Genomic DNA, 21,724 nt, shown 5'->3' on the forward strand with positions numbered 1-21,724 from the left:
TTCGGCCATGTCCCACCACCTCAGCGGACCGAACCTCCGCTCCCCGCGCGGCGACGCCCGGCTCGACCTCACCGACCTGTTCGCCTTCCCGGCCGCCGACACCCCCGGCCGGACCGTCCTGATCATGAACGTCAACCCCTACGCCCCGACCGGCGGTGCGGAGTTCCACCCGGACGCCGTCTACCGGATCAACATCGACAACGACGGCGACCACCAGGCCGACGTCGCCTACTCCTTCACCTTCTCCGCGCCCGCCGACGGCGCCCAGAGCATGACCGTCCGCCGCGCCACCGGCGAGGCCGCGCGCAAGCACGAGGCCACCGGCGAGGTGCTGTTCGCCGATGTCCCGGTGGCCTTCGGCAGCACCCCGGACGTCGCCGAGGCCGACGGGCGCAAGGTCTCCGTCGGGCTGCGCAGCGACCCCTTCTTCGCCGACCTGGAAGGCATCGTCAACGACTTCACCTGGACCGGCAAGGACGCCATGGCGGAGGCCAACATCTTCGGCATCGCCCTCGAAGTGCCGGACGCCGACCTCGGGCCGGAGCCGGAGATCGGCGTGTGGGCGCGGGTCGGCCTGCACCAGGACGGCCAACTGCTCTCCGTCGACCGGGGCGCCCACCCCTCCCTCACCGCGTACTTCAACGCGGAGGAGGTGAAGGACGCGTACAACGCCGGTGAGCCGGCCGACGACTGGGCGAAGTACCGGGAGCCGTGGACGGCCGTCCTCCAGCACACCGGCGGCTACACCGCCGACGCCGCCACCGAGACGCTGCGGCTGGTCCTGCCCGACATCCTCCGCTACGACCGCTCCCGCCCGGCCGCCTACCCCAACGGCCGCACCCTCACCGACGACGTGACCTCCGCCCGGCTCGCCATGGTCTCCGGCGGGAAGATCGCGAGCGACCACATCCCCCCGCACACCGACCTGCTCCCGACCTTCCCCCACCTCGGCCACCCCCACCCCGTCCCCCCGGAGGGTTAGCCGCGCGTACACGCCCCGCGCGCACCCGCCCCCGCGCGCACACGCCCCCGGCCGCGAGCGGCCGGGGGCGCTCGGGTTCCCGCTCCCGCCAGGGCCTGGTGGGAGGTGGAACACAAGGGAGTCGAGGGAGCTGGGAGCTGGTAGCCCGGTGCCGCAGGTACTCAGGGGGACAGCGGCTTGGCCAGCACCAACTCACGGGAGACGCCGTCCGGCAGCAGGTCGCCCGGCTCTCCGGTGTCGGTGAAGCCGACGCGCTCGTAGAGGGCGATGGCGTGGGGGTTGTGCGGCATCACGGCGAGGCGCAGCGCGGCGAAGCCCTGCCGGGCCGCCCATCCCTCGATCTCGGCGATCAGCCGGGCGCCGACACCCCGGCCGCGCGCCTTCGGGCCGACCCACATCGAGATCAGCTCCGCGTGGCCGCCGTCCGGCACCCCGGTGGCCATCGCGACGGGCTCGCCGTCCACGAGGGCGACGAGGTCGAGGGCACCGGGGATCTCCAGCCTCGAACGCCAGCGCTCCTCCCGGTCGCCCTCGCCCTGCCAGGCGGCGAGGGTGGAGCCGAAGGCGTACGGGGCCTCGGCCAGGGCGGTGAGGCGCAGCTCCCGGAAGAGCGGCCAGTCGTCGGAGGTCAGCTCGCGCAGTTCGATCATGGCACCGACCATGCACCGCCCCCACCTGCGGGGACAAGTGGTTTACGCGCCCGCGCCCGGTGCCGCGCGCGGTGCCGCGCCCGGTGCCGCGCCCGTCCCGTCCCGTCCCGCGACCCCGCTCAACCCGCAATCGGCTCCTCACCCCGCGAGCGGCGGGTTCAGCCGGGCGAAGGCCTCCTGGCGGCGGTACGGGAAGTAGGGGTACGGCGCGGTGCGGACGCTGGCCGCGTCCAGCCGGGCGACCTGCTCCGCCGTCAGCTCCCAGCCGACCGCGCCGAGGTTCTGGCGCAGTTGCTCCTCGTTGCGGGCGCCGATGATGACGGACGAGACGGTGGGGCGGCGCAGCAGCCAGTTGATCGCGACCTGGGGGACGGTGCGCCCGGTCTCGGCGGCGATCGCGTCCAGCGCGTCCACCACGTCGTACAGCAGCTCGTCCTCCACCGGCGGGCCGTAGTCGGCGGTGTCGTGCAGGCGGCTGCCGGGCGGGACCGGGGTGCCGCGGCGGATCTTCCCCGTGAGGCGGCCCCAGCCGAGCGGGCTCCACACCAGTGCGCCGACGCCCTGGTCCTGACCGAGCGGCATCAGCTCCCACTCGTAGTCACGACCGACGAGGGAGTAGTAGACCTGGTGGGCGACGTAGCGGGGGCGGGCGTCGCGGTCGGCGGCGGCGAGCGACTTCATCAGCTGCCAGCCGGAGAAGTTGGACACGCCGGTGTAGCGGACCTTGCCGGCCCGGACCAGCTCGTCCAGGGCGCCGAGCACCTCCTCGACGGGGGTGGCGGCGTCGAAGGCGTGCAGCTGGAAGAGGTCGAGGTAGTCGGTGCCGAGGCGGCGCAGGGCGGCGTCGACGGCGGTGGTGAGGCGGGCGCGGGAGGTGCCGGCGTCGTTGGGGCCGTCGCCGGTGGGCAGGCCGGCCTTGGTGGAGATCAGCACCTGGTCGCGGCGGCCCTTGATCGCCTGGCCGAGGACCTCCTCGGAGGCGCCGTCGGAGTAGACGTCGGCGGTGTCGAACAGGGTGACTCCGGCGTCGATGGCGATGTCCAGCAGGCGGCGCGCGTCCTGGGTGTCGGTGGTGCCCCAGGCGCCGAACAGCGGGCCACGGCCACCGAAGGTGCCGGTGCCGAGGGAGAGCGCGGGGACGGTGAGGCCGGACGCGCCGAGGCGGCGGTACTCCATGAGAGGCGTTCCTTTCGCTAACGGGACTTCTGTGCCGTTAAGATGTCTCGACCCTAGCACCGCCGCGCTCGCTAATGGAACAGGAATCCCGTTAATGACAGCATCGGACATGCAGCGCCCCGGCGGCCGGACCGCCCGCGTCCGGACCGCCGTCCTCAAGGCCGCCGAGGACGCCCTGGTGGAGGTCGGCTTCGCCGGACTCGACCTCGGCGACGTCGCCCGCCGCGCCGAGGTCGGCCGCACCACCGTCTACCGGCGCTGGGGCACGGTCGGCGCCCTGCTCGCCGACCTGCTCACCGACATGGCCGAACAGTCCCTCCCGCGCGCCCGCACCGGCTCCCTCGCCGAGGACCTCCGCACCAACGCCCGCCTCGTCGCCCGCACCCTCGCCGACCCCCGGCAGGGCGCCCTCTTCCGCGCCGTCCTCGTCGCCGCAGCCTGCGACCGCGACGCCGCCGAGGCCCTGCACCGCTTCTACCGCGCCCGGGTGGAGGAGTGGGCCCCGTGCGTCACCGAAGCCGTCGACCGGGGCGAACTCCCGCCGGACACCGACCCCGCCGAAGTCGTCCGCGCCGTCTCCGCACCCCTCTACTACCGGATGCTCACCACCCCCGACCCCCTCGACGAGGCCACCGCCGACCGCGCCGCCGCCGCCACCCTCGCCGCCGCCCACGCGGGGACCTTCCGCCGCACCTGACCCCGGCACGGGTATACAGAGAAGGCCCGGCACGGCCCCGCCGAGCACGGATACAACCGGACCAAGGAGGAACCGTGAACCACAGCGAGTGGAGGACCCGGCGGACCAGGAAGCTCCTGGCTGGGACGGTCGAGGAATCGGTGGCCTACGTGGAGGCCGGGGACGCGTTCGCGCTCGGTCAGGCGGTCCACGACCGGCGGGCCGAACTCGGACTGTCGCAGACGGAACTGGCCCGTCGTGCGGGCATGACGCAGCCGCAGATCTCGACGATCGAGGGCGGGGACTCGCTGCCGACGCTCCCGCTGCTCCGACGGCTGGCGCGGGCCCTGGACGCGGGGCTCACCATCGACCTCGACGGGGACGCCTCCTCCTTCGTCTTCTCCCCGCACGGAGACCGGCCGGAGGACGGCGGGTCCGCCGGGGCCGGACGCTCGGCCGCCTAATCGGTGGAGCCGGTCGAGCCGGCGGGCTCGGCGGGCTCAGCGGGTTCGTCGAGGGGGGCGGCTTCGCCCACGGGGGCGACCGGGGCGGTGTGCTGGTCGATGAAGGCGCGGGCCTGGTCGGGGGTGAGGGGACGGGCGAAGAGGTAGCCCTGGCCGAGGGGGCAGCCCATGGCGGCGAGGAGGTCGCGCTGCTCGGGGTGCTCGATGCCCTCGGCGATCACCTGGACGTCGAGGGTGTCGGCGATCCTGGTGATGCCCTCCACCAGGGCGTACTGCTGCCGGGAGTGGCCGAGGCCGTCGATGAAGGACTTGTCGATCTTCAGGATCGAGATCGGGAACTCGCGCAGGTAGGAGAGCGAGGAGTAGCCGGTGCCGAAGTCGTCGATCGCGATGCCGACACCGAGGTCGCCCAGGGTGCGCATATCGGTGTGGACGCGGTCGTCCCGGCGCATCAGGACGGACTCGGTGAGCTCCAGGACCAGCGACTGCGGCGGGACCCCGGAGGAGCGGATCGCGCCGCGCACCACCTCCACGAAGCCCGGGTCGCGGAACTGGCGGGCCGAGACGTTGACGTTGACCCGCAGCGGCGGCAGGCCGACGGCGGCGCGGGCGGCGGAGCTGGCGGCGTGCCAGACGGCCGTCTCCTGGGCGGCGCGCTCCAGCACCCAGGCGCCGAGCGGCACGATCTGGCCGCTCTCCTCGGCGAGGGCGATGAACTCGTCCGGCAGCACCATGCCGCGCCGGTCGTGCGGCCAGCGCACCAGCGCCTCGAAGGCCACCAGCGCCCCCGAGGCCAGGTCGACGATCGGCTGGTAGTACAGGCGGAACGCGGACTCGGCGATCGCCGTGTCCAGGTTCTCGTTCAGCTCGTGCCGGGCCACCAGCCCCGCCTGCAACGACGGCTGGTAGTGGCACCACTGCCGCTTGCCCGCCGACTTCGCCGAGTACAGGGCCAGGTCCGCGTGGCTCAGCAGCTCGGTGGTGTCCACGCTGTCCTCCGTCGTCGCCACCCCGATGCTGGCCGACACCCGCACCGCGCCCGCGCTCAGCCGGAACGGCTCGGCGAACGCCGCCAGCACGTTGTCCGCGAGCGCCCCGACGTCGGCCGGCTCCAACGCGTCCTCCACCAGCACCGCGAACTCGTCGCCGCCCAACCGGGCCGCCGTGTCCGAGTTGCGCAGCGCGGTCGACAGCCGCAGCGAGACGGCGATCAGCAGCTCGTCCCCGACCGCGTGCCCCTGGGTGTCGTTGACCATCTTGAAGTCGTCCAGGTCGAGGAAGAGCACCCCGGTGACGGCCCCGCTGCGCTCGCCCCGGGAGAGCGCGTGGCCCACCCGGTCCAGGAACAGCACCCGGTTCGCCAGGCCGGTCAGCGAGTCGTGGAAGGCCCGGTGGGTGAGCTCGCGCTCCATCTGCCGCTGCTCGGTGACGTCGCGCAGGGTGAGCACCAGCCCGCCCACCGTCGGATCGGCCCGCAGGTCGTTGGCGTGCACCTCGACCTCGATCGGGGTGCCGTCGGCGCGCAGCAGCCGCCAGTGGTCGCGCTGGGCGTCCGAACCGGAACGGCCGGAACGGCCGGGACGGGCGGGGTGGGCGGCGGGGAGGCCCGCGTCCCGGCTGCGCATCCGCGCCAGCGCCTTGCCGACCGACCGGCTGTCCTCGGTCGGGACGAGGTCGGTGATCAGGGTGCCGGGGAGGCTCGGGTAGCCGAGGACGCGCTCGGCGGAGGCGCCCGAGGCGTAGCGGACGGAGTCGTCGGAGTTGAGGATCAGGATGACGTCGCCGGCGCTCTGCACCAGGGTCCGGAAGTACGCCTCGCTGTCCCGCCGGGTGATCTCCTGGCTCAGCATGACGCGCTCGACGGCGAAGGCGGCCTGGCCGGCCAGGATCTCCAGCGAGTCCCAGAGGCTGGTCAGCTCCTGCTCGGTGCCGGTGACGATGAGGGCGCCGATCAGCGGGTCCCCGGACGGGCGCTCGGCCAGGGTGAGCGGGCACAGCAGGGCGCACGGCATGCCGTTCAGCCGGGTGGCGAGGTCGTTGCCGACGTCCTCGACGGACAGCAGCCTGGTCTCCCGGTAGGCGGCGAGGGCGAGCACCTCGTCGGAGTCGTGCTCGGCGCCGAGCAGGTGGCGGCCGGCGCCGCGCTCGGCGTGCCGCACGTGCAGGACGCCGCCCTCGGTGACGGCGAGCAGCGCGACATGGCCGGGTTCGGTCGGCATCAGGGTGGAGGCGGCGGCCTGGACGGCGTCGGCGACCTCCTCCACGGTGACGGCCGAGGTGAGGGCGGAGCCCGCGACCCGCAGCGCGCGTTCCCTGGCGACGGCCTGCCGGCGGGCACGCACCACGACCGCCAGCCGGGCGAGCACGAGCAGGTAGATCAGGGCGGAGAAGGCGCCGATCACCCCGGCGTTGCTGGTGTTGCCCGCGCCGGCCTCGATCATCAGGATGGTCGGCGCGATCAGTGAGGCCCCGGTGAGCAGGGCCAGTCGGCCGGGGCTGAGGTCCGGCTGCTGACTGGGGATGGGTCTGGTCAGCTCGACCATGGACGGGTGCAGGGCGGCCGCGCCCCAGGCGGTGTAGAAGGCGGCCCAGCCGAAGTCCACGGGGGTGCCGATGTGCCAGTTGCCGTGCAGCACGATCAGCCCGTAGGCGATGTCGGAGACCAGCAGGCCGACGGTGCCGACGGCGAGCAGTTGCAGGGAGCGGCTGACGCCGCCGCGTGGTACGACCAGGCGGAGCAGCAGGGCCAGCACCACGACGTCGCCCAGCGGGTAGGCGATCGAGACGGCCTTCTGGAACCAGCCGAGGTCCGGGTTCCGCGCATAGGGGAGGATCAGGTAGATCCAGACCAGCAGCGCCAGGCCCATGGTGAGGATGAGCGCGTCCAGCAGGCTGGCGCGGTCCTGATGCGCGGTCCGCCAGCGGATGAAGCCCAACACGCCTGCCGCGTACAGCAGGTACTCGGCGAGGTAGAAGCCGTCGGCGATGGACGGGAACGGGCTGCCCAGGTGCAGGAACTGCATCTGGACGACCTGGACCACCTCGCCCGCCGTGAAGCCGAGGTTGGCGAGCGCGAGCAGGTACCAGTAGCGGGCGTGCGAGGGGCGGTTGAGGCGGACGCCGACCACGATGGCGGCGACGCCGCCGAGGCCGATGCCGGTCCACCAGATGATCCGCTGGGAGGGATTGGCGTAGTAGATGCCGGTGAACAGGACCATCCACGCCAGGTAACAGGCCATCAGGCGTTGGCGCCGACGTGTCAACGAGCTACCTCCTCCGCGACATCACCCCGTCCTCCCGTGGTGACGGGTGGTGGGATTTCCGGGCAGGGGCTCGCGAGCGTCCGGGCCGGGCCGGGGTGGTCCGATCGGACGTTCGAAATGGGCCTTGAGTGCGTATAGTCGGAAATGTCGCACCTCCCAGCATTCTGCCGCTACAGCACGAGGTCAAGCCGGTGGATGAAGCAGCGGACAGCGCACGGGGAGCACGTGCCGGAGTGGGCTCCGGTCGTCACGCCGTGCTGGTCAACGAGGACGGTCAGTATACGATCTGGCCCGGGGACTTCACGGTTCCGAGCGGTTGGCGGACGGTCTTCGGGCCCGCCGGGCGTGAGGAGTGCCGTCGGTTCGTCGAGAGTGAGTGGCGTGCGCCGGAACTCGGCGCGGGCCCGGGCGGTCCCGGGGGTGCCGTCGGTCGTAGTGCAGGTGGCGCAGGTGGCGCAGGTCGGTCGGGCCCCGCGGACACCGTGCACGGGCTGGTCCGGGCCCGGGCGGCGCAGGCCCCGGACGCCGTCGCGGTGGTCACCGACGAGGAGACGCTCACCTACCGTGACCTGGACACCCGCAGTGACCGGCTGGCGGGCGTGTTGCGCGGCCTGGGCGTCGGCCCGGAGCGGATCGTCCCGGTCTGCCTGGAGCGCGGCGCGGACCTGGTGACCGCCCTGCTCGGGGTGCTCAAGGCGGGCGGCGCCTTCCTGCCGCTGGACCCGGCGCACCCGCGGCGGCGGCTGGCCCGGCTGGTCGAGGACTGCGGGGCGGAGCTGGTGGTCTCGGCGGACGGGCGGCCCTTCCCGGGCGTGCGGACGGTGGCGCCGGACGGGGACGGGGGCGGGGACGTCGACCCGGGCGAGGATCCGGCCGGCCCGGACGACCTCGCCTACCTGATCTACACCTCGGGGACCACCGGCACCCCCAAGGGCGTACCGGTCACCCACCGCTCGCTGGTCTTCACCCTGGACCGGGTGATCCACGCCTACGGGCTCACTCCGCGCGACCGGGTCCTCCAACTGGCCGCACTCGGCTTCGACACCTCGCTGGAACAGGTCTTCGCGACCCTGGCCGCGGGGGCCACCCTGGTGCTCGGCGGCGCCCGCACCTGGGCCCCCACCGAGCTGGCCCACCGGATGCGCGAGCTGCGGCTGACCGTGGCCGACCTCACGCCCGCGTACTGGCACCACCTGCTCGGCCTGTTCCCGCCGGGCGGGCCCGCGCCGGAGGGGCTGCGGCTGATCATCGTGGGCGGCGACACCGTGCACGCCGACGACTGCCGGGCCTGCCTGGCGCGGCTGCCAGGGGTCCGGCTGGTCAACGCCTACGGAGTGACCGAGGCCGCCGTGACCTCCACGCTCTGCGAACTCACACCGGAGGTGCTGGAGCCCGGGGCGCAGCACGCCGGTCCCGGCCATCCAGATCATCCCGATCATTGCGCCCATCACGCCCATCCCGGCCGTCCTGCCCATCCGTCCGCCGCGCCGGTCCCGATCGGGCGGCCGCTGCCCGGGGTGCGGGTGCACCTGCTGGACGCCCGGCTCAGCCCCGTGCCGCCCGGGGAGAAGGGCGAGATCCACCTGGGCGGCCCCGGCCTGGCCCGCGGCTACTGGCGGGCACCCGGGCTGACCGCCGAGACGTTCCTGCCGGACCCGTACGCGCCCTCGCCCGGAGAGCGCATGTACCGCACCGGCGACGCCGGGCGCTGGCGGGCGGACGGCAACCTGGAGATCCTCGGCCGCTTCGACGACCAGCTGAAGGTCCGCGGCCACCGGGTCGACCCCGCCGAGGTCGAATCCGTGCTCGCCGCCCACCCCGACGTCCGGCAGGCCCGGGTCGCCGCCGAGGGCAGCGCCGACGGCAGCCGCGTCCTCATCGCCTACTACACGCTCAGCGAACGCGCCGCGTCCGGCGCCGACGCCCGGCGCGGACGGATCCGCGCCTACCTGGTCGAACGGCTGCCGGACTTCATGGTCCCGGCGGACTTCGTGCTCCTCGACAGCATGCCGCTCACGGCGGCCGGGAAGATCGACCGCCGCCGGCTGCCCGACGCCCGGCCGCAGCTGCAGCGGCGGGACGGCCAGGAGGCGGCCGGGGGCGGCGACCCGACCGGCGCCCGCCGGGCCGGAGCCGCGCGCGGGGTCGGGGTCGGGGCCGGGGTCGGAGACGCCTCCCCGAACGGCTCGGCCCCGAACGACTCGGCTCCCAACGGCTCGGCCCCGGCCGGGGGCACCGGCTCCGCCGTCGAGGCGGGCGTCGCCCAGCTGTGGTCCGAACTGCTCGGCGTCGAGGAGGTCGGACCGGAGGACGACTTCTTCGACCTCGGCGGCAACTCCCTGCTCGCCATGGAGATGCTCGCCCGCGCGCGGATCATGTTCGGCATCGACGTCACCCGGATCCGCTTCCTCACCCGCTCGCTGCTGCGCGACGCCACCCTGCGGGCCTTCGCCGCCGACACCCTCGCCGCCCGCACCGGCGGACCGGCCCGGGCCGCCGGTACCGCCCGGGCCCAGGACCCCGCGGGCAGCGACGGCGACCGCCACGGTGACGGCGACAGTGACGGTGACGGCGACCGCGACGGCAGCGGCGAACCCGCCGTCGACTGGGCCGCCGAAGCCCGCCTGGACACGCCCGTCCGGCAGTCCTGGAGCCCCGCGCCGTCCCGCGCCGAACCCACCGAGATCCTGCTCACCGGCGCCACCGGCTTCTGCGGCGCCCACCTGCTCGACGCCCTGCTGCACACCACTGACGCCCGCATCCACTGCCTGGTCCGGGCCCCCGACGAGGAACACGCCCTGGAACGCCTCCGCGCCGCCCAGCAGCGCTTCCTCCTCCAGGACCTCGCCGACCGCCGCGTCGTCCCGCTCGTCGGCGACCTCGCCGAACCCCTGCTCGGCCTCACCCAGCAGCGCTTCGAACACCTCGCCAACACCCTGGACGCCATCCACCACCTCGGCGGCCAGGTCAACTTCATCTACCCCTACCACCAGCTGCGCGGCGCCAACGTCGACGGCACCCGCGAGATCGTCCGACTCGCCGGGCACTCGCGCGGCATCCCCGTCCACTACCTGTCCACCCTCGCCGTGGTGGCGGGCTTCGGCGCGGCGGGCATCGGCGAGGTCACCGAACGGACCCCGCTCGCCCACGCCGACCGGCTCGCCGTCGGCTACGTCGAGAGCAAATGGGTCGCCGAACAGCTCCTGCACCACGCCGCCGAGGCCGGGCTGCCGGTCACCGTGCTGCGCACCAACGACGTCACCGGCGACCTCCGCACCGGTGTGATGAACACCGGCACCGAGATGTGCGCGCTGATCAAGTACATGGCCGAGAGCGGGACCTGCCCGGCGGTCCGGCTGCCGCTCGACTTCGTCCCGGCCGACCGGTTCAGCCGCGCGGTCTGCCACATCGTCACCCACGCGCCCGCCGCCGGCGAGGTCTACCACCTGACCTCGCCCGGCCCGGCGGACCTCCCCGAACTCGCCGAACGGCTGCGCGCCCGGGGCCACCCCGTCGACGAAGTGCCGTACGAGCAGTGGGTGCAGGGCCTGGTCCGGTTCGCCGCCGGGCACCCCACCCACCCGATGACGCCGTTCGTGCCGCTGTTCGTCGACCGCGTGCCGGGCACCGGACTGTCCATCAGCGAGATGTACTTCCGCCCCACCTTCCCGCGCTTCGACCGGTCCAACACCGAACACGCCCTGGCCGGCAGCGGCGTGGTGCTGCCCGCCGTCGACGGCGGCCTGCTGGACTTCTACCTCGACCGGCTGGCGGCCGAGGGCTTCCTCTCCCCGCCGCTCGGCACCTCGCCGCTCGGGGCGGTGCGATGACCGCCACCACCCCCGAGGAGTTCTTCGCGGCGGTGGACGTCGCCCGCGCCCCCGCCGACGGACCGGCGGCGTTCGGCGGCGACCTCGCGCCCGCCACCCTGCTCGCCGCCTACCGGCACGGGCTGTTCCCGCTCCCGGCCGCCGACGACTACGCGAGCGCCTTCAACGAGGCCCGCTACGAGGAGGCGGTGGAGGCCGGCGGGATCGCCCTGCTGCCAGGGCCCGGGGACGCGGACCCGTACGCCCTCGCCTGGTGGTCGCCCGACCCCCGCCCCGTCCTCGCCCCGGACGGCGTGCGCCTCGGCCGCAAGCTCTCCCGCCTGCTGCGCAACCGGTTGGACTGGTCGACCACCGCCGACGCCGCCTTCGACCGGGTGCTCGCGGCCTGTGCCGAGGGCCGCGAACCCCCGTGGCTCACCGGTGAGTTGCAGGAGGCGCTCGCCGCCCTGCACCGGCTGGGCGCGGCCCACAGCGTCGAGGTCTGGGAGGAGGGGGAGCTGGTCGGAGGGGTGTTCGGGATCGCTGCCGGTCCGGTGCTCAGCCTGGACTCGATGTTCCACCGCCGCCCGGACGCCGCCCGGGTCGCGGTCGCGGACCTCGCCGCCCGCTTCGCCGCCGCGGGCGGTCGGCTGCTCGACGCCCAGTGGGACTCCCCGCACGTGCGCTCCCTCGGCGCCGCCCCGCAGCCCCGGGCCGACTACCTCGCCGCGCTCGCCGCCGGGACCGGGCCGGGGGCGGCACTGGACACCGCCCGGCTCCCGGCCGTCCGGCTGGCCCCCGCGAAGCCCCGCCCGGCGTGGCCGCCCGGTCACCGGCACGGTCACGGTCACGGTCACGGACACGGCCACGGTCACGGGCCCGGGCACGGGCACCGCCCCGCCGCGGGCGCCGGTCCCGGCTGACCCGCCGGTGCACGGTGGCCCGGCCGTGGGCGGCCGGTTTCGGGGCGGGCGGTGGTGGGCACGGTGGCGGGCATGCTGTCGGTAGTGGTCGCCCCCTGGGGCGGGGAGCCGGTGTTCGAGCGCGGTGGGGACGAGCCGCACTACGCCGCGAGCACGATGAAGATCGCCGTCCTGGCCGCCCTGCACCGCGCCGGGGCCGATCCCGACGAGGCCGTGCCGGTGGTGAACTCCTTCGCGTCGCGGGCGGGCGGGCGGTTCGCCAACGATCCGGACCAGGACAGCGATCCCGTCCCGTGGGGCCTCCTCGGCGGCACCGCGCCCCTGGGCCTGCTCGCCGAGCGGATGATCACCCACTCGTCCAACCTGGCCACCAACCTCTGCCTCGCCCGGGCCGGTCACGAGGCCGTCGCGGAGGTCTGGCGGCGCGCGGGCGCCACCCGCAGCGGCAGTCCGCGCGGGATCGAGGACCATCCGGCGCGGGAGGCGGGCCTGCACAACCGGGTGACGGCCCGCGACCTCGTCCGGCTGCTCCAGTCCCTGGCCGGGGAACCGGAGTTGCTCGCGCTGCTGGAGCGCAACGCGTTCCGGGTCGACCTCGCGGCCGGGCTGCCGCCGGGGACCGCGGTCGCGTTCAAGAACGGCTGGGTCCCCGGCGCGCGGCACTGCGTGGGGCTGGTGCGGCCCGGGGACTGCCCGCCCTACCTGCTGGCCGTCTGCTACACCGGCCCGCTGGCCACCGGCGCGGACGGCGCCGAGGACGATCCGGCGGCCCGGCTGGTCGCCCGGGTCTCGGCGGCGGTCTGGGCCCGGCGGCACACGATCACCGGCCCGGCGGCGACCGGCTGACGGGCCGCCCGCTGACGGCCCGACAGTGAACGGACCGACGGCGAACGGGCCGGCGGCCGGCGGCCGGCGGCCGACGGCCGAAAGGCGTCGACCGCCGACCCGCAACCGCCGTTCCGTCAGTACGGCTTCACCAGGAAGTGCGCCGCGCCGGGGATGCCGACCTTGAGCAGCCCGTCCTCCTCCGGCGTGGTCGGCGTGCCGGTCTCCTGCTTGAGGATCGCCCGGGACAGCGCCTGCACCCACATCGCGCGCGGCCGGCGGCGCTCCTCCCAGGCGGCGAGCGCGGCGGGCACCGTCTCCGCCGCGTCCAGGCTCTGCGCGAGGACGAGCGCGTCCTCCACGGCCATCGCCGCGCCCTGGGCCAGGTGCGGGGTGGAGGCGTGCGCCGCGTCGCCCGCCAGGACCACCCGGCCGACGTGCCACGGCTCCTCGACGGTGACCTGCGAGATCCGCGAGTACACCACCGCGGCCGGGTCGGTCACCTGCGCCAGCGCCTCGGCGATCGGCCCGCCGAAGCCGGCCAGGCGCTCGCGCAGCTGCTCGTGGGCGTGCTCCGGGTCCGGCCGGAAGTCCTCCGCCTCGGCGAACACCGAGCCCAGGTACATGAGGTCCGCGCTGATCGGGGTGAGCAGCGCCTTGGCCGCCAGGTTGCCGGTGGACATCACGACGCCCTGCACCTCGGGCGAACGCGGCAGGGTGACACGCCAGTTGGCGAAGCCGGTGTACTCGGGCGCGTACTTCTCGCCGTACAGGCGCTTGCGCAGCGGCGAGCCGATGCCGTCGAAGCCGACCACCAGGTCGTAACGGTCGCTGCTGCCGTCGCTCAGGGTGACCGCCACCTCCTCGCCCTCGTCGGCGAGTTCGGTGACGGTGGTGCCGAACCGCAGGGTCGCCCCGGCGGCGGTGGCGGCCTCGCCCAGCACCTGGGCCAGCGCGGGGCGGGGGATGCCGTTGTTGGACGGTGCCCCGTCCATCCGCGGCTGCGGGATCTTCGCGAGGATGCCGCCGGTCGGGTCGCAGATGGTGAGCACCTCCCACTCGAACCCGGCTGCCAGGCACTGCTCCAGCACACCGAGCTCGCGCATCACGTGCAGCGCGTTGGACGGCTGGATGATGCCGACGCCCAGGGCCTCCAGGGCGTCGCGCAGCTCGACGACGTCGACCCGGTGGCCGCGGCGGGCGAGGGCGGTGGCCGCGGTCAGGCCGCCTATGCCGCCGCCGTGGACGAGGACGCGCAGGGGTGGGGTCATGACGGGGTTGCTCCAAGGTTGTGGTGGGAGGAGGGGGGAAACGTTTCAGCGGACCGGCGCGCCGGCCGACAGCTCCATGAGGTGGTCGACCAGCGCGAGCAGCAGGTCCCGCCCGAACGTCCGCACCCGTACGTCGCCGATCAGCATCGGGACCTGCGGGTCGAGGTCGAGGGCGGCCCGGATCTCCTCCGCTGTACGGGTGTTGTGGCCGTGGAAGCAGTTGATCGCCACCACGAACGGGATGCCCCGGCTCTCGAAGAAGTCGATCGAGGCGAAGCTGGTGTCCAGCCGGCGGGTGTCGGCGATCACGACGCCGCCGAGCGCGCCGTTCACCAGGTCGTTCCACATGAACCAGAAGCGCTCCTGTCCGGGCGTGCCGAACAGGTAGACCACCAGCTCCGGGTTGACGGTGATCCGCCCGAAGTCCAGGGCGACCGTGGTGGTCTCCTTGTTGTCCACCCCGGCCAGGTCGTCGACGCCCTCGCTGGCGCGGGTCAGGTACTCCTCGGTGCGCAGCGGCGCGACCTCGCTCACCGCGCCGACCAGGGTGGTCTTGCCGACCCCGAAGCCGCCGGCGATGAGGATCTTGACGGCTGCGGGGACGGGGACGGGGAGGGGGGCGGGAACGGCGGGGGAGGAGGGCGAGGAGGAGGGGCGGGGTGCGGATGGTGCCATGGTTCAGAGCCTCCGGAGTCCTTCACGTACGGCCGTCAGCAGCCCGAGGTCCAGACCGCCGTCCCCGGCGGCCCGGGCCACCGAGATCGGAGCCCGGGCCAACAGCATTCCCTGGGCGATCAGGTCGCCCAGGAGGATCTTGGTGACCGACACCGGCAGGTTGAGTCCGGCGGCCACCTCGGCCACCGCGGCCGGCCGGCGGCACCGTTCCAGGATCAGCCGGTGCTCGGGCTGGAGCCCGCGCGGACCGGACGACCGGGTGGCGAGCGCCTGGTCCGCGAGCTCCTCCACCGTGGTCATCAGCGTGATCAGGGTCAGGTCGTCGCGCTCCGGCGCCGTCCGGCCGCGGGTGATGGTGTAGGGGCGCACCATCGTGCCCGCGCCGTAGTCGTCGTCCTCGTCCTCTTCGGGCAGCTCGCTCCAGTGCGGCCTCACCGGGGAATCACGCCCGGTTCCTGGCGGCGAAGGCGTCGAACTCGCTGCGGACCGGCGTGGTGAGCTTCTGGCCGACCTGCTGGACGAGCTGGTGCATCGCCACCGACATCACCTCGGCGTCCACCTCCTGGTCGGCGACCACGGCCAGGTGGGTGCCCTGCGCGGCGGCGATGACGAACAGCCAGACCTCGGCCAGCTCGACGATCACCTGGTGGACCGGGCCGCCGTCGAACAGCTGGCCGATGCCCCGGGCGAGGCTCTGCTGACCGGTGGCCACGGCGGCCAGCCGCTCGGCGTCGGACCGCTCGATGGTGCGGGAGTGGCTGACCACCAGACCGTCGTCGGAGAGCAGCACGGCGCTTCTCGTCCCGGGGACCGTGTCGACGAGTCCGTCCAGCAGCCAGTCGAGGTCCTGGTGGGTGGCGATGGTGCGGTTCATGACTGCTCTTCCGTCCTCGTGGTTCGGGGGTCCGCGGCCGGTAGGGCCCAGGGGGAGGGACCCGGCGCGGGAGTCGGGGTTCCGGGGGCCGTGGGGGAGGCCGGGCCGGACGGGGGGAGGGCGCCGCGCTCCGGCGGCAGGCCGACGGCGGGGGACCGGTCCTCCGCGTTGCCGAGGCCGCGGGCGGCCCGGGACTGGCGCTGGAAGGCGCCGACCGTGGCGCCGGAGCGGCGCGGCGGGCGCTGGAACGGGCCCTCGCCGGTGCCGGATCCGGTCGCGTTTCCGGAGCCGGGGCCGAAACCGGGGCCGAAACCGGGGCCGAAGCCGGAGCCGGTGCCCGTTCCGCCCCCGGTGTACGGGGTGCGCGGCGGCGGCGGGATGCGCAGCTCGGCGGCCAGGCTGGCCTGGCGCACCCGCTGGGGCAGCGGCGGCTGGGCACCGCCGCCCGGGGCGCCGGGGGTGCTCGGGCCGCTCGGGGCGTCGGCCGGTGCGGTGGCGGACCCGGGGAGCGGGATCGCCGGCTGCCCGCCGTGCTGCCGCCGCTCCGCCAGCCGGTAGTGGTCGGCGGGCCGGTACTGCTCGTCGGCGTACGGCGCCTCGGCGGGCATCACCGTCGCGTAGGCGATGTCCGGGTAGGCGGGAGGGGCGTCCCCGGTGGAGCGGGGGGAAGTGTCGTAGGGCCGCCCGTCGTAGCCGTAGCCGCCCCCGGCGGGGGCCGGCGAACCGTACTCGGCCGGCGAACCGTACTCGGCCGGCGAACCGTGCTGGACCGGCTGGCCGTGCTCGGCCGACGGGTCCGCAGAGCCGTCCGCCTCGATGCCGGGGAGGGTGCCGTCGCGCTCGCCGAAAGCGTCGCGCTCGCCGAAGGAGTCGGGTCCGCCGAAGATCTCCCGCGCGCCGAGGGCGCCGGGCTCGGGGAACGCGGGGAACGCGGGGAACGCGTCGGGATCTTCGAAGCCGTCGTGATTCCCGAAATCGGCCCGGACCGGGGCGCCGAGAAGCTCGTCGTCCGACGGGGGCACGTACTCGACGTACCCGAACGCCTGGGCCGGTACCGGGGCGCCGGAGGCCGCGCCCGGGGTGAGGACGGGGGCGCTGCCGGGGGAGAACCAGTCGCCGACGGCCTGGCCGGGGTGCGGAGCGGCGTCCGAGTGGGCCGCCCGCTCCTCCTCCTCGTCCACCGCGACCACCGCCGACGAGGTCGTGGTGTCCGCCGTCCGCGCCGTCTCCGTCGTGGCCGAGGCCGCCGGGGCGGGCATCTCGGTCACCGAGGCGAGCGGCACGGGCGCCCGGTCCCGGTCCGCCGGACGCTGCCGCCGGGCGAGCGGGATCGGCGTGACCGCCGCGTTGTCCGGCAGCCCGGAGTCGCCGTCGAGGATCAGGTCGCCGGGGACGAGCACGACCACCCTGGTCCCGCCGAACGCCGACGGCCGGAACTCGATCTGCAGGCCGATCGCCGAGGCCAGCCGGGCCACCACGTGGAAGCCGAGGCGGATGTCGTCACCGCGCGCCAGCATGTCCGTACGGGGCGGCTCGTCCGCGAGCGCGGCGGCCATCAGGGCGTTGGCCCGGTCGTACTGCTCCGGGTCCATGCCCAGGCCCCGGTCCTCGATCTCGATCGCGAGCCCGCGGCCGACCACGGCCGCCCGGACGTCGACCGGGGTCGGCGGCTTGGAGAAGCTCGCCGCGTTCTCCATCAGCTCGGCGACCACGTGCGCGATCGGTCCGACCGCCCGCTCGGAGAGCCAGGGGTAGCCCTCGACGTCCAGCACGACGCGGCGGTACTCCTGGACCTCGCCCTGCGCGGCGCGCAGCACGTCCAGCAGCGGCACCGGCTTGCGCCACTTCCGCTGCGGCTGGCCGCCGGCCATGATGACGAGGTTCTCCTCGTAGCGGCGCAGGCGGGCGGTCAGGTGGTCGAGGTCGAACAGGCCCTCCAGCACCTCCGGGTCCTCGTGCCGCCGCTCCAGGGCGTCCAGCTTGCGCAGCTGCTGACCGATCAGCAGCTGGGTGCGGCGGGCGATCCGCTGGAGCAGCCGCTCGAAGCCCCGGTGCTGTTCGGCCTGCCGGACGGCGGCCCCCAGCGCCGAGGCGCGGGCGAGGTTCATGGCCTGGCCGAGCTGCGCCAGCTCGTCGCCGCCGCGGGCGTGCGCCCCGGCGGTGATCGCCCGGCTCTCCGCCTCGGCGTCCACCTGCTCGCCGCGCGCCAGCCGCTCGACCAGCTCGGGCAGGGTGTGCTCCATGTCCTGCGCCTGGGTATGCAGCTCGTTGATCCGGCGGCGCAGCGAGCGGGTCAGCCGCCAGCTGGCGAGGACCACGACGACCACCGCGAGCAGACCGATCACCGAGGTCAGCGCGACCCGGGTGAGCAGCGAGAGGATCGAGCCCTTGCCGACCTCGACCACGCCCTCGGTACGGGTCTCGAAGACCTTCACCAGTTGCGGGTTGACCTGGTCGACGGCCTGCCGCCACTGGTCCTGGAGCTGCGGCAGCCGGACGGTGCCGGTGGCGTCGGCGACGGCCGGGCGGGTGAGCGCCTGTTCGACGGCGGCCTTGGCCTGCCACGCCGGTCCGCTCATCAGCTCGGACCAGGCGGCCCGCTCGTCGGTCGGCACATAGGGCACGACCTGGACGGTGAACAGGTGGTCCTGGGCGCCGATCGCCTGCTGCACGAGCTGGTAGTCGGAGGCGCTGAGCTTGCCGGACGGCCAGCCCCGGGCCAGGATCGCGTCCTCGCGGGCCAGCATCTCCTTGGCCCAGAACGAGTTGACCAGGGTCTTGGAGATCCAGGTGACCTCACCGGTGTCGACATGGCTGAGCGCGGTGAACAGCCGCAGGTCGACCGCGATCAGGTCGGTGTAGTAGGCGTAGACGCCCTGCTGGTCGGCGGTGCCCTTGTCGACGAGGGCCCGCTGGTCGCCCAGCTTGTCCATCGCGCGCCGGGCCTCGGCGACGGCCGTGCGCACCTCGGTGGGCGCGCTGTCGGCGGTCTCGCCGGACAGGGCCTGGAACTTCTCCACGGCCTCGTCGGTCAGCCGGCGCTGGCGCTTCAGCTGGTCGGTGACGGTGCCGGGCCGGGAGAGCGCTTCGGCGCTGAGCCGGCGCTCCTCCTGGAGGTTGTAGTAGACGATGTTGGACGGCTGGCCTGCCTTCTGCGCCAGCATGCCCTGGGCGGCCAGACGCTGGAAGTCGAAGAAGGTCACGCCGCTGGTGACCGCCCAGAGGGCGGCCAGGGCGATGCTGGGGACGAGGGCCAGGACGAGCAGTGCCGTCCGCAGCGACAGGCGCGGTCGACGCCTGCGGGGGGCCTTCGGCGTCGGGGGCCGCCGATTCGCACGCGCGCGCAGAGCTGACTCCTTGGGGCTGGCGGTCGGCCTGCGAGGGTCGGACCGTCCGGGGCACGGGCTTTATGACGAAGCGATACTAGTCATACGGTGTGTTAGGAGTGAAAGCCCGTTCGATCTTCGGACGACGCACACACAAGTCCTTAACACTGCGGTAGCACGCGGTTCACGCTCGCACAGGGCCTCCCGCCGGTGCTCCGACACCCTTCCGGGGCTGGTCGGACGGTGTCCGCCGCCCCCGGCTCGCCGGTCGGGGGGCTCCCGTCGGAGGAACGGGAACACCCCCGGCGCGGGTTCACGGCCGCCGGGTCCGTGGCCGGATCCGCAGCCACGCTCCGTCCCGGCCGCCGCGCCCGGCGCCGCGAGGAGACGGCCCGGCGGACCAGGGTCGCCCCCGGGTCCGCCGGGCCGGGTGTTACGCGATGCCGAACGCGTCGGCCCAGCGGGCCGTCCCGGACGGCAGCGGGTGACGGGCCGGGTCCAGGCTCAGGGCCATCCACGCCTCGTCCGGCGCGTCGACGGTGAGCGCGATGCCGTGCTCGGAGGCCCGGCCGAAACCGAACCTCGGGTAGTACGACGGGTGTCCGAGCAGGATCACGAACCGCTCGCCCCGGGCGCGGGCGGCGTCGAGTCCGGCCCGCACGAGGGCGGAGCCGGCGCCGGACCGCTGGTGGTCGGGGTGCACGGAGACCGGAGCCATCGCGAGCGCCGGGGCGTCGCCGATGAAGGCGCGGGTGAGCAGCACATGGCCGACGGGGGAGCCGGTGACGACGGACTCACCGGACTCTGTGGCACCGGCCTCGGTGACGACGATCGAGAGACCGTCGATCCACGCCTCGTCGGCGCGCAGGGCCTCGACGAGTTCGGCCTCGTAGGGCCGCCCGAAGGCGGCGACCGTCAGCTCGTGGACCGCCGGGAGGTCGCGGGGCTGCTCGACCCGGGTGAGCCAGGAGGAAGAGGGCAGGGAAGAAGACGGGGAAGAAGACATGGGAGTCCCTTGGAGAAGGGGCCCCGGAGAGCGAAGGGCGTCAGACCGGGACCCGGGAGGTGAGAACAGTCCGGGTGCCGCGCAGCACGTGCGCAGCGGCTGTCACCGCGACCACAATTCACCTTCCCTGTCTCCGTAGCGGACCTCGCGCGAGCTCGAACGGCCGTTAGGCCGGGCTCGGCGATCGACGGTAACACGGGCCCCGGACGGGGCGCGAGAGGTTTTCGGGCGGCCCCGGACGGCCGGGAACCGCCCGAACGGCGCGGCCCCGCCGCTCCGCCCCCGCCGCCCCCGCCGCCGCTCCGCCCCGGCCGGGCTCAGCGGCGGCGGGCGGCGCGGGCGACCAGGAGCAGGAACAGGCCGCAGACCGTGACCACCACCCAGCCGGCCCGGGAGGCGGCGGCCAGGCCGCCCGGGGCCGCACCCGCGACCAGACCGCCGGCGATCGCGATGCCCACCGCCGAGCCGAGCTGGCGGGCCGTGGAGGTGATCGCCCCGGCCACCCCCGCGCGGTCCGCCGGGAGTCCCCCCACGGCCGTGTTGGTGATCGGCGCGTTCGCGAAGCCGAAGCCGACCCCGAGCAGCAGGAGGGCGAGCAGCAGGCCGGGCAGGTCCGCCGCGCCGGACAGGCCGCCCGCGCCGTGCGGGACGTCCTCGACCAGGAACGCCCGGACCAGCAGCAGCGCCCCGCCGGCCGTGGTGAACCAGGCCGCGAGCAGCAGCGGCCGGCGCGGCCCGCCCCGGCCCACCAGGACGCCGGACAGCGGCGCGCACACGGTGGCGCCCAGCGCCATCGGCAGCGAGGCCAGCCCGGCGGCCAGCGGCGTCCACCCCCGGGCGTGCTGGAGCTGGAAGGTGGTGAGCAGCAGGGTCACCGTCAGCGCGACGAACACCGCCACCGCGCCCAGCACGGCCGTACTGAACGCCGGCCGCCGGAACAGCCCGAGGTCCATCAGCGGTTCGGCCCGGCCGCGTTCGGCGCGCACGAACCCGGCGGTCGCCGCCAAGGCCGCCGCGTACCCGGCGAGCGCCCAGGGCGAACCCCACCCGATCCGGGGCCCCTCGATCAGCACGGCGACGGTCGCGGACACCGCGACGGTGAGCAGGAGCTGGCCGGGCAGGTCCGGCCGGCGGGCCCGGGGTGCGCGGGACTCCGGCAGGAAGCGGACGCTCAGCAGCACGGCGGCCAGCACCACCGGCACGTTCACCCAGAACACCGAGCGCCAGCCGAGGGCCGAGACCAGCGCGCCGCCGGTGACCGGCCCGGCCGCCATGCTCAACCCGAACACCGACGCCCAGACGCCGATCGCCCGGGCCCGCTCCCGGGGGTCGGGCATCGCGTTCACCACGATCGCCAGCGCCACCGGGCTGAGCATCGACGCGCCCACCCCCTGGAGGGCGCGCGCCGCGACGAGCGCGCCGGCGGAGGGCGCGAGCGCGCACACCAGCGAGGCGAGGCCGAAGACGACCAGTCCGCACTGGAAGACCCGGCGGCGGCCGAACCGGTCCGCGAGGGCCCCGGCCGAGATCAGCAGGCTGGCCAGCACCACGGTGTAGGCGTCCACGATCCATTCCAGGTCGCGGGTGCCGACGCCCAGCCCGTGCCCGATCGCGGGCAGGCCGACGTTGACGATCGTCGTGTCCAGGCCGACCAGGAACAGGCTCAGCGCGCAGACCGCGAGCACGGTCCACCGTCGGCGCGCGCTCAGCGGGGGAGGGGCGGGGGCCGCCGTGGTGGCGGTGGCGGCGGCGGGGGCCGCGGGGGAGGTGGTCATGGGTGGGGCGCCTTCCGGTCGGAGTACGG

At 74.7% G+C, this 21,724-nt stretch carries 16 protein-coding genes and 1 pseudogene; 7 read left to right on the top strand and 10 right to left on the bottom strand.

The window, feature by feature from the left end; translation table 11 throughout:
* The first annotated feature begins 7 nt into the window (after positions 1-7).
* The gene (locus tag SM793_RS10735) at positions 8-982 is read left to right on the top strand and encodes a DUF4331 family protein (protein WP_320437866.1); all 975 of its coding nucleotides are present in this window, start codon (positions 8-10) and stop codon (positions 980-982) included.
* A gap of 161 nt (positions 983-1,143) precedes the next feature.
* Here SM793_RS10735 and SM793_RS10740 read toward each other — a convergent pair whose 3' ends face one another.
* The gene (locus SM793_RS10740) at positions 1,144-1,632 is read right to left on the bottom strand and encodes a GNAT family N-acetyltransferase (RefSeq protein ID WP_320437867.1); all 489 of its coding nucleotides are present in this window, start codon (positions 1,630-1,632) and stop codon (positions 1,144-1,146) included.
* A gap of 138 nt (positions 1,633-1,770) precedes the next feature.
* Entirely contained in the window at positions 1,771-2,808 is a 1,038-nt protein-coding gene (locus SM793_RS10745) for an aldo/keto reductase (RefSeq protein ID WP_320437868.1), read from the bottom strand.
* A 94-nt stretch (positions 2,809-2,902) separates the two neighbouring features.
* Between SM793_RS10745 and SM793_RS10750 the strand changes: the two genes are divergently transcribed.
* Both SM793_RS10750 and SM793_RS10755 read left to right on the top strand, forming a co-directional pair.
* Positions 2,903-3,505, top strand: coding sequence for a TetR/AcrR family transcriptional regulator (locus tag SM793_RS10750; RefSeq protein WP_320437869.1), 603 nt, complete (start codon positions 2,903-2,905; stop codon positions 3,503-3,505).
* Positions 3,506-3,579: 74 nt separating this feature from the next.
* Positions 3,580-3,948, top strand: a complete 369-nt coding sequence (locus tag SM793_RS10755) for a helix-turn-helix domain-containing protein (RefSeq protein WP_320437870.1) — start codon at positions 3,580-3,582, stop codon at positions 3,946-3,948.
* Here the strand turns inward: SM793_RS10755 and SM793_RS10760 are convergent.
* Complete coding sequence (locus SM793_RS10760; RefSeq protein WP_320437871.1) at positions 3,945-7,211, bottom strand: putative bifunctional diguanylate cyclase/phosphodiesterase; 3,267 nt, start codon at positions 7,209-7,211, stop codon at positions 3,945-3,947. The genes SM793_RS10755 and SM793_RS10760 overlap by 4 nt on opposite strands.
* Before the next feature lie 254 nt (positions 7,212-7,465).
* Between SM793_RS10760 and SM793_RS36380 the strand changes: the two are divergent.
* The 4 genes and pseudogenes from SM793_RS36380 to SM793_RS10775 form a co-directional block, all read left to right on the top strand.
* Positions 7,466-7,570: pseudogene (locus SM793_RS36380) on the top strand (MbtH family NRPS accessory protein); the annotation flags it as partial.
* 123 nt (positions 7,571-7,693) lie between these two features.
* Positions 7,694-11,041, top strand: a complete 3,348-nt coding sequence (locus SM793_RS10765; protein ID WP_320437872.1) for a thioester reductase domain-containing protein — start codon at positions 7,694-7,696, stop codon at positions 11,039-11,041.
* Complete coding sequence (locus SM793_RS10770) at positions 11,038-11,943, top strand: leucyl/phenylalanyl-tRNA--protein transferase (RefSeq protein WP_320437873.1); 906 nt, start codon at positions 11,038-11,040, stop codon at positions 11,941-11,943. Before SM793_RS10765 ends, SM793_RS10770 begins: the two co-directional genes overlap by 4 nt.
* A gap of 72 nt (positions 11,944-12,015) precedes the next feature.
* Positions 12,016-12,789: a serine hydrolase gene (locus tag SM793_RS10775; protein ID WP_320437874.1), complete on the top strand. Its 774-nt coding sequence runs from the start codon at positions 12,016-12,018 to the stop codon at positions 12,787-12,789.
* A gap of 116 nt (positions 12,790-12,905) precedes the next feature.
* On the opposite strand, the gene SM793_RS10780 is transcribed toward SM793_RS10775, so the two are convergent.
* From SM793_RS10780 to SM793_RS10810, 7 genes are all read right to left on the bottom strand, one after another.
* Positions 12,906-14,039 carry an FAD-dependent monooxygenase gene (locus SM793_RS10780; protein ID WP_320437875.1) on the bottom strand — a complete coding sequence of 378 codons (1,134 nt, stop codon included), beginning with the start codon at positions 14,037-14,039 and terminating at the stop codon, positions 12,906-12,908.
* 45 nt (positions 14,040-14,084) lie between these two features.
* Entirely contained in the window at positions 14,085-14,714 is a 630-nt protein-coding gene (locus SM793_RS10785; protein WP_320437876.1) for a GTP-binding protein, read from the bottom strand.
* 3 nt (positions 14,715-14,717) lie between these two features.
* A complete protein-coding gene (locus tag SM793_RS10790) occupies positions 14,718-15,149 on the bottom strand; it encodes a DUF742 domain-containing protein (protein WP_391383129.1) in 432 nt (143 codons plus the stop codon).
* Between the two features lie 7 nt (positions 15,150-15,156).
* Complete coding sequence (locus tag SM793_RS10795) at positions 15,157-15,588, bottom strand: roadblock/LC7 domain-containing protein (RefSeq protein WP_320437877.1); 432 nt, start codon at positions 15,586-15,588, stop codon at positions 15,157-15,159.
* Positions 15,585-18,791 carry a nitrate- and nitrite sensing domain-containing protein gene (locus SM793_RS10800; protein WP_320437878.1) on the bottom strand — a complete coding sequence of 1,069 codons (3,207 nt, stop codon included), beginning with the start codon at positions 18,789-18,791 and terminating at the stop codon, positions 15,585-15,587. The genes SM793_RS10795 and SM793_RS10800 overlap by 4 nt, the downstream gene beginning before the upstream one ends.
* Before the next feature lie 556 nt (positions 18,792-19,347).
* Positions 19,348-19,920 (bottom strand): N-acetyltransferase, encoded by a 573-nt coding sequence (locus SM793_RS10805; protein WP_320437879.1) that lies wholly within the window; start codon positions 19,918-19,920, stop codon positions 19,348-19,350.
* Between the two features lie 317 nt (positions 19,921-20,237).
* Entirely contained in the window at positions 20,238-21,695 is a 1,458-nt protein-coding gene (locus tag SM793_RS10810) for an MFS transporter (RefSeq protein WP_320437880.1), read from the bottom strand.
* Positions 21,696-21,724: the final 29 nt, after the last annotated feature.

This window comes from Kitasatospora purpeofusca (assembly GCF_034043715.1).
GTDB lineage: Bacteria > Actinomycetota > Actinomycetes > Streptomycetales > Streptomycetaceae > Kitasatospora > Kitasatospora purpeofusca_A.